Origin of the sequence: Cryobacterium sp. TMT2-15-1 (assembly GCF_004402345.1) — a bacterium.
Classification (GTDB): domain Bacteria; phylum Actinomycetota; class Actinomycetes; order Actinomycetales; family Microbacteriaceae; genus Cryobacterium; species Cryobacterium sandaracinum.
In genome coordinates this window covers 37,251-48,948 of record NZ_SOGD01000041.1, presented here as the reverse complement: position 1 = coordinate 48,948, position 11,698 = coordinate 37,251, and the positions used below count along the sequence as shown (strand labels likewise).

Annotated in this window: 11 protein-coding genes; 5 read left to right on the top strand and 6 right to left on the bottom strand. The window is 68.3% G+C overall.

Annotated elements, in window-relative coordinates:
- Nucleotides 1–88: 88 nt before the first annotated feature.
- The 3 genes from E3O62_RS11545 to E3O62_RS11535 are packed head-to-tail and all read right to left on the bottom strand — an operon-like array spanning nucleotide 89 to nucleotide 3,413.
- On the bottom strand, nucleotides 89–1,105 hold the full coding sequence (locus E3O62_RS11545; RefSeq protein ID WP_134398586.1) for a TIGR03842 family LLM class F420-dependent oxidoreductase: 1,017 nt from the start codon (nucleotides 1,103–1,105) through the stop codon (nucleotides 89–91).
- A 12-nt stretch (nucleotides 1,106–1,117) separates the two neighbouring features.
- A complete protein-coding gene (gene hydA / locus E3O62_RS11540) occupies nucleotides 1,118–2,554 on the bottom strand; it encodes a dihydropyrimidinase (protein ID WP_134398622.1) in 1,437 nt (478 codons plus the stop codon).
- A gap of 10 nt (nucleotides 2,555–2,564) precedes the next feature.
- Nucleotides 2,565–3,413 carry a nitrilase-related carbon-nitrogen hydrolase gene (locus E3O62_RS11535; RefSeq protein WP_134393637.1) on the bottom strand — a complete coding sequence of 283 codons (849 nt, stop codon included), beginning with the start codon at nucleotides 3,411–3,413 and terminating at the stop codon, nucleotides 2,565–2,567.
- A gap of 472 nt (nucleotides 3,414–3,885) precedes the next feature.
- Between E3O62_RS11535 and E3O62_RS11530 the strand changes: the two genes are divergently transcribed.
- From E3O62_RS11530 to cofD, 5 genes are all read left to right on the top strand, one after another.
- Nucleotides 3,886–4,671, top strand: a complete 786-nt coding sequence (locus E3O62_RS11530) for a (S)-acetoin forming diacetyl reductase (RefSeq protein WP_134393638.1) — start codon at nucleotides 3,886–3,888, stop codon at nucleotides 4,669–4,671.
- A 321-nt stretch (nucleotides 4,672–4,992) separates the two neighbouring features.
- Nucleotides 4,993–6,003, top strand: coding sequence for a putative F420-0 ABC transporter substrate-binding protein (locus tag E3O62_RS11525; RefSeq protein WP_134393639.1), 1,011 nt, complete (start codon nucleotides 4,993–4,995; stop codon nucleotides 6,001–6,003).
- 171 nt (nucleotides 6,004–6,174) lie between these two features.
- Nucleotides 6,175–7,197: a putative F420-0 ABC transporter permease subunit gene (locus E3O62_RS11520; protein ID WP_134398621.1), complete on the top strand. Its 1,023-nt coding sequence runs from the start codon at nucleotides 6,175–6,177 to the stop codon at nucleotides 7,195–7,197.
- A complete protein-coding gene (locus tag E3O62_RS11515) occupies nucleotides 7,188–8,054 on the top strand; it encodes an ABC transporter ATP-binding protein (protein ID WP_134398585.1) in 867 nt (288 codons plus the stop codon). Before E3O62_RS11520 ends, E3O62_RS11515 begins: the two co-directional genes overlap by 10 nt.
- Complete coding sequence (gene cofD / locus E3O62_RS11510; protein WP_134398584.1) at nucleotides 8,051–9,052, top strand: 2-phospho-L-lactate transferase; 1,002 nt, start codon at nucleotides 8,051–8,053, stop codon at nucleotides 9,050–9,052. Before E3O62_RS11515 ends, cofD begins: the two co-directional genes overlap by 4 nt.
- A 107-nt stretch (nucleotides 9,053–9,159) precedes the next feature.
- On the opposite strand, the gene cofC is transcribed toward cofD, so the two are convergent.
- From cofC to E3O62_RS11495, 3 genes are read right to left on the bottom strand one after another with little or no spacing between them, the layout of a single operon-like run.
- Nucleotides 9,160–9,813, bottom strand: a complete 654-nt coding sequence (cofC, locus tag E3O62_RS11505) for a 2-phospho-L-lactate guanylyltransferase (RefSeq protein WP_134393642.1) — start codon at nucleotides 9,811–9,813, stop codon at nucleotides 9,160–9,162.
- Nucleotides 9,810–10,634: a coenzyme F420-0:L-glutamate ligase gene (gene cofE / locus E3O62_RS11500; protein WP_198413789.1), complete on the bottom strand. Its 825-nt coding sequence runs from the start codon at nucleotides 10,632–10,634 to the stop codon at nucleotides 9,810–9,812. Before cofE ends, cofC begins: the two co-directional genes overlap by 4 nt.
- Nucleotides 10,635–10,636: 2 nt before the next feature.
- The gene (locus E3O62_RS11495; RefSeq protein WP_104194343.1) at nucleotides 10,637–11,638 is read right to left on the bottom strand and encodes a TIGR03557 family F420-dependent LLM class oxidoreductase; all 1,002 of its coding nucleotides are present in this window, start codon (nucleotides 11,636–11,638) and stop codon (nucleotides 10,637–10,639) included.
- Between the last annotated feature and the right edge of the window lie 60 nt (nucleotides 11,639–11,698).

Here is an 11,698-nt window from a genome sequence, read left to right as displayed (position 1 = left end):
CTCTGCGTTGAGATGGTGAGGTCGTGGATCGCCCACCTTCAGTGTGACCTCGATCGGCTTGAAGTCTGCACCATTCACCTGGATCGGGTCATTTCCTTGCCACGATGGGCTCGGTCATCGCCGGGATCACGGTCTCCCCGTAGACGCGCATCGTTTCTTCCTTGTTGTCGTGTTGCAGGTAGCCGGCGAACTGGTCGACGCCGATGGCGCGCAGGGCCTCGAGCTTCTCGATGTGGTCCTTCGCGGTGCCGAGCAGACAGAACCGGTCGATGATCTCGTCGGGCACGAATTCGGCGTGCGCGTTTCCGGGACGGCCGTGCTCGTTGTAGTCGTAATCCTGCCGGCCAATGATGTAGTCGGTGAGGGCCTTCGGCACAGAAGATTCGGTGCCGTACTTGGCGACGATGTCAGCCACGTGATTGCCGACCATGCCGCCGAACCAGCGGCACTGGTTGCGCATGTGGCCCCAATTGTCGCCGATGTACATGGGCGCGGCCACGCAGAACTTGACCGCCATCGGGTCGCGGCCGGATTTCGCCGCGGCCTCCCGCACGGTCTTGATCATCCACTCGGCCACGTCGAGATCGGCCATCTGCAGGATGAAACCGTCGCCGACCTCGCCCGCGAGTTTGAGCGCGAGGGGCCCGTAGGCCGCCACCCACACGTCGAGGGTGGAGCCGCGGCTCCACGGGAACTGCAGGGTCGCGCCGTTGTATTCGACCGACCGGGAGTTCGCGAGTTCCCGGATCACATGCACCGACTCGCGCAGCGTCTTCAGGGTGGTGGGGGTTCCGTTGATGACCCGTACCGCCGAATCCCCGCGGCCGATGCCGCAGATGGTGCGGTTGCCGTACATCTCGTTCAGCGTCGCGTAGGTGGAGGCCGTGACCGTCCAGTCGCGGGTGCCCGGGTTCGTGACCATGGGTCCGACGATGATCCTGTCCGTCTCAGCGAGGATCCGGCTGTAGATGACGTAGGGCTCCTGCCAGAGCAGATGCGAGTCGAACGTCCAGACGTGGCTGAAGCCGTGCGCCTCGGCCAGTTTGGCCAGTTGCACGGTGCGGGCGGATGGGGGGTTGGTCTGCAGCACTGCTCCGAAGTCCATCTGGGGTCCCGCCTAGATCAGGTACTGGCTCAGGCCGCGCTTGACGAACCGGCCGTCACCCGTGGAGCCGAGATAGGAGTTGTCGTCGATGATGACCTTTCCGCGGGACAGAACGGTGTCGACGTGACCGTCGATCTCGTAGCCTTCCCAGGCGGAGTGGTCCATGTTCATGTGGTGGGTCTTGCCATTCCCGTTGACGGGCAGGCCGATCGAGGTGTGGCCGTTCGGGTCGTAGATCACGATGTCGCCGTCGGCGCCCGGCTGGATGACCCCCTTTTTGCCGTACAGCCCGAACATCCGTGCCGGGGTGGTCGCGGTGATCTCCACCCAGCGTTCGAGCGAGATGCGGCCGTTGACGACGCCCTGGTAGAGCAGGTCCAGGCGGTGCTCGACCGAGCCGATGCCGTTCGGGATCTTCGAGAAGTCGCCGAGGCCCAGCTCTTTCTGCCCCTTCATACAGAACGGGCAGTGGTCGGTGGAGACCATCTGGATGTCGTTGGTGCGCAGGCTCTGCCACAGGTGGTCCTGGTGGCCCTCGGCCCGCGAGCGCAGCGGCGTGGAGCAGACCCACTTCGCGCCCTCGAACCCGGGTACCCCGAGATTCTCCTCGAGCGACAGGTAGAGGTATTGCGGGCAGGTCTCCCCGAACACGTTCTGGCCGTGGTCCCGGGCGGCGGCGATCTGCTGCACGGCCTGCTTGGCGCTCACGTGCACCACGTAGAGCGGCGCCCCGGTGAGGTTCGCGAGCATGATCGCGCGGTGGGTGGCCTCCTCCTCCAGCTGCCAGGCGCGGGCGACGCCGTGGTAGTAGGGGTCGGTCTTGCCCTCTGCGAGCAGCTGCGTGACGAGCACGTCGATGGCCGGGCCGTTCTCGGCGTGCATCATGGTCATCAGCCCGGTCTCGGCGGACTTCTGCATGGCGCGCAGGATCTGCGCGTCATCCGAGTAGAAGACGCCGGGGTAGGCCATGAACAGTTTGAAGCTGGAGATGCCCTCGTCCAGCAGCCCGTCCATCGCCTGCAGCGAGTCCTCGTTGAGGTCGCCGATGATCTGGTGGAAGCCGTAGTCGATGGCGCAGTTGCCGGCCGCCTTCTCGTGCCAGGCCGCCAAACCGTCGAAGACCCGCTGGCCGTAGCTCTGCACCGCGAAGTCGACGATGGTGGTGGTGCCGCCCCAGGCCGCGGCCCGGGTGCCGGTCTCGAAGGTGTCGCTGGCCGCGGTGCCGCCGAACGGCAGCTGCATGTGGGTGTGCGCGTCGACGCCGCCGGGGATCACGTACTTGCCGGTGGCGTCGATCACACGGTCGACGGATGCGGCGAGGTCGTTCCCGAGGAGGGCCGAGCCCGGTGCCAGCACGGCGACGATGATCTCGCCGTCGATGAGGACATCCGCCCGCACCCGGCCGGTCGCGCTGACCACGGTGCCGTTCTGGATCAGGATCGTCACGATGCACCCCTGGCTACGGCCGGGCGATCGGGCCGTAGGAGTCAGGACGGCGGTCCCGGTAGAACTGCCACGAGTTGCGCACCTCTCGGATGACACCCAGGTCGAGGTCGCGGATGACGACCTCCTCGGTGTCGGTGGAGGCCACCTCGCCGACGTAGTTGCCGCGCGGGTCGACGAAGTAGGAGCTTCCGTAGAAGGTGACGGCGTCGGCGCCGAACTCCTCGGTCTCGGTACCGATGCGATTGTTGGCGCCGATGTAGTACTGGTTGGCGACGGCGGCGGCCGGCTGCTCGAGCTCCCAGAGCCGGTTCGAGAGGCCGGGCTTGGTGGCCGAGGGGTTGAAGACGATCTCGGCGCCGTTCAGGCCGAGCACGCGCCAGCCCTCCGGGAAGTGCCGGTCGTAGCAGATGTAGACGCCGATCTTGCCGACCATGGTGTCGAAGACGGGGTAGTCGGCGTTCCCGGGGCGGAAGTAGAACTTCTCCCAGAACTGGGGCAGGTGGGGGATGTGGTGCTTGCGGTACTTGCCGAGGTAGGTGCCGTCGGCGTCGATGACGGCGGCCGCGTTGTAGAGCACCCCGGGCTGCTCCTCCTCGTAGATGGGGAGCACGATCACCATCGTGTGCTCGGCGGCGAGCTTCTGGAACCGCTCCACGAGCGGTCCCGGCACGCTCTGCGCGTAGTCGTAGTACGTGGCGTCCTGCACAATGCCGAAGTAGGGGCCGTGGAACAGCTCCTGGAAGCAGATCACCTGCACTCCCGCTTCGGCGGCGGTGCGCACGAATCCCTCGTGCTTCTGGATCATCGACTCCTGATCGCCCGTCCACTCGGTCTGGGTGATTGCGGCCCGAACTACAGTCATCTTGTCTCCACATTCACCAGTGACGGAACAACGTCAAGCCGAACGACAGCGTCCGGGCTTGTTATTCTTCGACGCAAACATTTGGTGCTGTTTTTCTGTGTGACCAACGCGTTTATCATCCTGTCGAGTGAATCTGCCGGTGGCAAGGATTCATGCAAACCGTTATCGTCGCGGCCCAGCACGGGGGCACTGGCCGACCGAGTATCACTCGATCGCGCCTACAATGGGGGTAATGCCTCGTCCGCTGCTGGAGTTCTCGGACAACTTCGACACAGAAAACGGGGACGTCTCAGTTCACCCCGAGAGGCTCGCCGTCGGGGCCACTCATCCGCCGCGACGACGCCGGAAATTTTCGGTGCGCGCCGCGCTGCTGGCGCCGTGCGTATCGGATCAGTAAAACTCCTGTCCTGCTTTGACATGACGTCATCGACTCGCCGGCAGGTTGTGAATAATCGAGATTGGAATCCACACCATGGCACGCACAGAAAACGGAAAAGTCGCACTCGTTACCGGTGGTGGACAGGGAATTGGTCAGGCCATTGCTGAGCGGCTCCACGCTGACGGCTTCAAGGTCGCCATCGCCGACCTGAACCGTGCGACCGCGGGCGCAGTTGCAGATTCCCTGGGAGGCAAGGAGGGCGGAGCACTCGCGCTGCACGTCGATGTCTCCGACCGAGACAGCGTGTTTGCCGCGGTCGAGCAGGCCGTCACGGAGCTCGGCGGCTTCGACGTCATCGTCAACAACGCCGGCATCGCCCCCACGTCTCCACTCGATGACATCACCCAGGAAAGCATCGCACAGATATTTTCCATCAACTTCAACGGCGTGGTGTGGGGCATTCAGGCAGCCACCAAGGCGTTCAAAGAGCTCGGCCACGGTGGCAAGATCATCAGCGCTGCGTCCCAGGCCGGTCATGTCGGGAACCCCGGCATCGCGTTGTACTCGGCCACCAAGTTCGCCATTCGTGGCCTGTCCCAGACAGCCGCCAAGGACCTGGCCCAATTCGGCATCACGGTCAACACCTTTGCTCCCGGCATCGTGAAGACGCCCCTCATGGAGGAGCTCGCGAAAAAGGTGGCAGCCGACGCGGGCCAGTCGGAAGAGTGGGGCTGGGATCAGTTCACGAACGGCATCGCCCTCGCCCGCCTGTCCGAAGCGTCCGAGGTCGCGGGGGTCGTTTCGTTCCTGGCTGGCCCCGACTCCGGCTACATCACTGGACAGTCGATTCTCGTCGACGGCGGAATGGTCTTCAACTAAGCGGAGGACGAGACTGACTCACCCCGGCCCGGAGACTGGCCGCATCGAGTATCCGGGGCGCGCCGGACATCCGTCGCCTCATGCCCCGCTCGCCCGGGATGGGCCGCGCCGGAGTTCTGGCCTAGGCTGAAAGAAGACCGCCGGTTGGCTCTGACCGGTTGAGCCGGCCCCGACTTGGGCGGCAGGTCGCCGACACATGCTCGGTCGCACCCTTCCTGCCCCGCAGTTCTCCCTGTGCTCGCCAGAGCGGGTGAATCGTCGCTGTGGCGCGCGCATACCGACGATTCACCAGCTCTCGCAACCCTGAACCGGATCGGTAACATGTCCCAATTACGTTTGTTCCGTGGGCCCCTGCTGGTGGTCGTTGCTGCGGCTGCCCTGCTGTCGAGCGGATGCGCTGCGGCGAGTCCCGCCGCCGCGCCCAGTGCCGCGCCGGGCGCGAGCGCCGGCACGCGTGGGGGCTACCCGATCACGATCGACAACTGCGGCACCGACGTGACCGTGGAAGCGGCGCCCGAACGGATCGTGACGATCAAGTCGTCGACGACAGAGCTGCTGCTCGCACTGGACCTCGGCGATCGCATCGTGGGCTCGGCGTTCCTCGACGGCCCGCTGCCGGCATCCCTCGCAAAGGCTGGCGGCGATCTGAACGTGGTCAGCGACTTCGTGCCCGGCCAGGAGGCCGTGCTCGGACTCACGCCCGACTTCGTCTACGGCGGCTGGGAGTCCAACTTCTCAGCCGAGGGCGTGGGCGAACGCCAGAGCCTCACCGACCTCGGCATCGGCAGCTACGTATCCCCCGCCGCCTGCAAGGGTGAGGGCTACATGCCTGACCCGCTCACTTTCGACTCCGTGTTCGCCGAGATCACCGAGGCCGGCGCGATCTTCGGCGCCGAAAAGGCCGCGGCCGACCTGGTCGCCGACCAGCAGAAGACCCTCGCGGCCCTTGACCCCGCCGCCGCGGACACCACCGCGCTCTGGTATTCCAGCGGCACCGACACGCCCTACGTGGGCGCCGGCATCGGCTCACCCAACATGATCATGGCGGCCGCAGGCCTGACCAATGTGTTCGCCGACGTGCAGGACACCTGGACCTCGGTCGGGTGGGAGTCGGTCATCGAGGCGAACCCGGGCGTGATCGTGCTCGTCGACGCCATATGGAACACCGCGGAGTCGAAGATCGCGAACCTCGAGACGAACCCGGCCACGCAGCAACTCGACGCCGTGAAGAACCAGCGCTACATCGTGCTGCCGTTCGCGGCCACCGAGGCCGGCATCCGCAACGTCGACGCCGCCGCGTCAACCATCGAACAGCTCGACGCGCTCGAGTAGACGACGGCCGGCTAGCGACCGGCGCCAGAGCAGGACGCACGACGCACGACAGGACAGCACCACCAGGACAGCACCACCAGGACAGACACGACGGAACAGGCGAGGCAGGTGGATCGGGTGGATCGGGTGGAGCTGCAGCAGCCGGAACGCACGGCGGCCCAGAGCCGTCGCGTGGCCGGGCGCGCGCGCTACCTGGGCTGGCTCGCCCTGTCGGTCCTGGCCCTCGTGCTCACGGCGGGGCTGGCCGTGACCATCGGTCCGGCCGACGTGAGCCTGACGGATGTCGCCGCGAGCCTCGCCGGGCACCTCGGCCTGCCGGGCGCCGCCGGGGTGGCGCCGCTGACCGACTCGATCGTGTGGCAGCTGCGCCTGCCGCGCGTGCTGACGGCGGCCGCGGTCGGCGCGGGGCTCGCGCTCTGCGGCGCGGTGATGCAGTCGGTGACTCGCAACCCGCTGGCGGACCCCTACCTGCTCGGGCTGTCGAGCGGGGCCTCTCTCGGCGCGGTCTGTGTGATCGTTCTCGGCGTCGCGGTGGCGCTGCCGGCCGCGGCGTTCCTCGGCGCGTTGGCAGCCCTCGTCGCCACGCTCAGCATCGCGCGGGTCGGCAACACGATCACGCCCGGGCGGGCGGTGCTCTCGGGCCTGGCCATTGCGCAACTGGGTGCGGCCGGCACGTCCTTCATCATCTTCTGGGCAGCCAAGGGCGACTCCTACCGGGAGATCCTCAACTGGCTGCTGGGCTCGCTGGCCGGCAGCTCGTGGTCGAGCGTCGTCATCTCGGGCACCGCCCTCGTGGTGGTCGGCGCCGGGATCGTGCTCTCGGCCACCCGTCTGGACGCATTCACCTTCGGGGACACCGCCGCGGCATCCCTCGGCATCAACGTCAACGGCACCCGGTGGATGCTGCTCGGCGCGGTGGCGCTGCTGACCGGCGCCATGGTGGCCGTGAGCGGGGCCATCGGCTTCGTCGGCCTGATCCTGCCGCACCTGGTGCGCGGCCTGAGCGGGCCCGGCCACCGCCGCCTGCTGCCGCTGACCGTGGTGCTCGGCGCCCTGTTCCTGATCGTGGCCGACACGGTCGCCCGCACGGTGTTCGACCCGCGCGAGCTGCCCGTGGGCATCATCACCGCGCTGATCGGCGTGCCCGTCTTCATCGTGCTGATCAAGAGCAGAAGGGCCGCCGCATGGTCGTGATCCTCGACCGGGTGTCGTTCCAGGTCGACGGCACCCCGATTCTGACCGATGTGTCGGCGGTCGTGCCCACGGGCGCGGTGACCGGCCTGCTCGGACCCAACGGGGCCGGCAAGTCCACCCTGTTGCGCCTGATCGCAGGGCTGGAAACGCCGGATGCCGGCGGCGTCGAACTCGACGGAGCGCGCTCCGGCAGAGGGTCCGGTCTGTCGCGGCGCGAGACCGCCCGGCGGGTGGCGCTGCTCGAGCAGAACGCCGCGCCCAGCGTCGACCTCACGGTGCGCGAGGTCGTGCTCCTCGGCCGGATCCCGCACCGCAGCCGGGTGCTCGGCAGCTTCGGCGACGACGACGACCACCGGGTGGCCGAGGAATCACTCGCCGTGGTCGGCGGCAGCGACCTCGCCGATCGGGCGTGGCATACGCTCAGCGGCGGCGAGCAGCAGCGCGCGCAGATCGCCCGAGCGTTGGCGCAGCGGCCGAGTCTGCTGCTGCTGGACGAGCCGAACAACCACCTCGATGTGAGCGCCCAGCTCGGACTGCTCGGGCAGGTGCGCGGGCTCTGCGCGGGCGCGGCCGGCACGGGCCTGACCGCGATCATGGCCCTGCACGACCTGAATCTGGCCGCCGCGTTCTGCGACCAGATCCTGCTGCTGCACCACGGGCGACTGGTCGCGGCCGGAACCCCCGAGGCGGTGTTGCGGCCGGCGACCATCGCGGAGGTTTACGGCGTGGACTGCGACGTGATCCCCCATCCGCGCGGCGGGCATCCGGTGATCATGTTCTCTCCATCCACACCGATTCCGGCCTTCCCGCCTCCCCGTGAACCCGAAGTCACCCAGCACGAAAGAGCGCACCGATGACGACCATCACTGTTCTGGCCGGCGGCATCGGCGGCGCCCGGTTCACCCGCGGGCTGCTGAAGCACCTGGCGGCAACCGAGCCGGAGGCGACGGTGACGGTGATCGTGAACACGGGCGATGACATGTGGCTGGACGGGCTGCGCATCTGCCCAGACCTCGACACCGTGATGTACACCCTCGGCGGAGGCATCAACGAGGAACAGGGCTGGGGGCGGCCCGAGGAGTCCCGCCGCGCCTCCGCTGAGATCGCCGCCTACGGGCGCGGCTGGTCCTGGTTCACGCTCGGCGACCTGGATCTGGCCACCCACATCGTGCGCAGCGACCTGCTCCGGAACGGCTCCACGCTGAGCGAGGCCACCGAGTTCCTCTGCCGCCGCTGGCAGCCCGGGGCGCGCCTGCTGCCGATGAGCGACATCCCCGTCGAGACACATGCCCGACTGGCTATGGATGCCGATGAGCACCGGGCCGGCGAGCTGATCCACTTCGAGGAGTGGTGGGTGCGCTACCGCGCCGGCGTCCCGGTGACCGAGTTCGTGCAGGTCGGACGTGAGGCCGCCGTGCCCGCGCCGGGTGTCGTCGACGCCATCCTGACGGCGGACCTGGTGATCCTGCCGCCGTCGAACCCGGTCGTCTCGGTCGGCACGATCCTCGCCGTACCGGGTATCCGGGACGCCCTGCGTTCCAGCGCCGCCGCGGTGGTCGGCGTCTCGCCGATCATCGCGGGCGCGGCCGTGCGCGGCATGGCCGACGCCTGCCTGCACACCATCGGCGTCGAGACTTCGGCCGAGGCCGTGGGCCTGCACTACGGCTCCCGCGCCGCGGGCGGCGTGCTCGACGGGTGGCTGGTGGACGAGACGGATGCCGGCGCGCTGCCGGCGCTGGCGGCCGCCGGCATCCATTCGGTCGCCGTGCCGCTCTGGATGCGGGATGCCGCGACAACCATGCGGCTCGCGGCGGACGCGGTCGCCCTCGCTCGCGGCACCTTCTCCTTCGTCTGAGCGGCAGTGGGCGGACACGTAGCCTCGAAGATTTTCGCGACACGCCGTTCGCGGCGCCCGCTCACCCGGCGTTGTGCGAAAAATCTCCGACTGTAGCGACGCGCCGATCAGCGGGCGGCGGCCGACCCCGGGGCCTCGACGACCCGGAGGGTGTGCGGCCCGACGCCGAGCCGCTGCGCCACCGCAAGGTCGGCGGCGGTATCGACGTCGTGACGGATTGAAACGGATGCCGCCAGCAGGAGCGGCACATGGCCGGCGGCCTCATGGGCCGCCCGAGACCCAACCCCGAACCGAGGCTCGATCAGGATTCCGGCGAGCGCGAGCAGAGTCGTGGTTCCGGTTCCGGCCGCGTCGGGCACCAAACTGCGATCGTGCGCGGCGGCGAGGTGCAGAGTGCGCTCGACATCCGCGGGCGTCAGCGCCGGCAGATCGCCGGTCAGCACGGCCAGGTTCGCCTCCGGAAATGCCCCGCGGGCAACCATCAGCCCCTGCCGGATTGCCGCGTTCAACGGGTCCGCGGGCAGGATCGATTCGCGCGCCGGGGCCTCGCGTACGATGTCGACCCCGAGCTCGGCCAGCCGACCCGACAGTTCACCGTCGCCCGTGACGACCAGCACCCGGTCGACACCGTTCGCCGCCAGCAGGGCCGCGACCGTGTCGAGAGCGAAGGCATCCGCCAGCCCGGCCCGATCGGGCCGCTTGCCCAGCCGGCTCTTCGCCCCGGGGTTACCCTTGACGGGCACGATCGCCACCCAGCTCATTCGGTGACGGAAACGACGGATGCCGCGTCGACGGCGGCAGCGGCCAGCCCCGCCGCGTACCCTTCCGAGAAACCCTCGGCGTGCGCCTCGGCGCTCCCCAGCCGGAACATGTCGTTCTCGCTCGGCCGCAGCAGCCGGGTCGCTCCGCGCGCATCCGCTTCGTCGGGCTCGCCCACGAGGCGACGGAGCCCGCGCACGACAGCGACCGGGTTGCCGCTGGTCTTGCCCTTCACCAAATCGGCCGCGCCGGCGATCTCATCGGCGACCGCGGCGACGGTCACGTCGAGGCGCCGACCGGTCGCATCGGTCGTGCCGCGCAGGTCGTCGAGAACCGTGACTCCGGCGGCGCCGATCGCGATGTCGGTCTGGCCCTCACGCCACGGGCGCCCGACGGTGTCGGTGATCAGCACGCCGAGCCGCAGGCTGGTGCGTTCGTGGAGGGCTGTGCAGAGGGCGCGCGCGGAAGCATCCGGATCGTCGGGAAGGAGCAGCACGAACCCGTCAGGGGTGTTGCTCGCGTCGACGCCGGCCGCGGCCATCACCAGGCCCTGGCGGTTCTCGACGATCCGCGTCATCCCACCGGGAAAGGCGCGGGTCGCGACGACCCGCACCGTCTCGTCGGTGATCGCCTGCTCCCGATCGGCCGCCCGCATCTGGCGGCCCTCGGCCTTGGACACGATCTTGCTTGTCACCGCGAGAATGTCGCCGTCGCGCAGGCGGTTGCCTGCCGCGTCGGCGATGAGCGCAGCGAGGTCTGCGCCGGCCCCGACTTCACCGATGCCCTCCAGCACGAAAACGTGCAGGCCGGTTGGTTCTGGCACCACTAGCGCACGAGCTTCGGCAGCACGGATGCGCCGAAAACGTCGATCCACTGGCGCTGGTTGCGGCCCACGTTGTGCAGATAGATGCGGTCGAAGCCGAGGTCGACGAACTTCTGGATGTAGGCCCGGTGGTCGTCGGGGTCGGCCGAGATGATCATGCGGCCCTCGAAGTCCTCGGGGCGAACGAGTTTGGCGATCTGCTCGAATTCGAACGGTGAACGGATATCCCCCTTCGGGAACTTCATCCCGCCGTTCGGCCACTCGACCAGGGCGTTCCGCATGGCCTCCTCGTCGGTTTCGGCCCAGCTCATGTGCAGCTGCAGCACCTTGGGCATAGCGGCCGGGTCCTTGCCGCCATCCCGGGCGCCGTCGTCGAACTTGCCGAACAGCATCGAGATCTTTTCCAGCGGGGCTCCGACCGTGATCAGGCCGTCGGCGTGACGCCCGGCGCGCTTGGCCGTGACCGGGCCGGCGGTGGCGACGAGAATCTCCGGGGCCACCTCGGGCATGGTCCAGAGCCGGGTCGACTCGAGCTTGTAGAACTGGCCGGAGTGCTTGACGTCCTTGCCTGCGATGGAGGCGGTGAACAGCTTGGAGATGATCTCAATGGCCTCGAACATGCGGTTGATGCGCTCGGGGGCTTCCGGCCAATACTGGCCGACGATGTGCTCGTTCAGTGCTTCGCCGGAGCCGAGGCCGAGCCAGTGCCGGCCGGGGTACATCGAGGCGAGCGTCGCGGAGGCCTGCGCCACCATCGCCGGATGCCACCGGAAGGTGGGCGCGGTGACGCCGGGGCCGAGGTCCCCCTTCGTGCGCTCACCGATCGCCGCGAGCACGCTCCAGACGAACGAGGACTCACCCTGGGCGGGCACCCACGGTTGGAAGTGGTCGGCCGCCATCACCCCGGTGAACCCGTGTTCCTCGGCGTAGGCCGACAGGGCCACCGCCTCCGCGGGAGCGAACTGCTCCAGCATCGCCGCGTAGCCGATCTGCAAATCCGTCATGGGTACCGCCCTGTCTTTCGTTGTGGTTCGATCCTGTCACTCCCGGCTCCGAGAACTCCC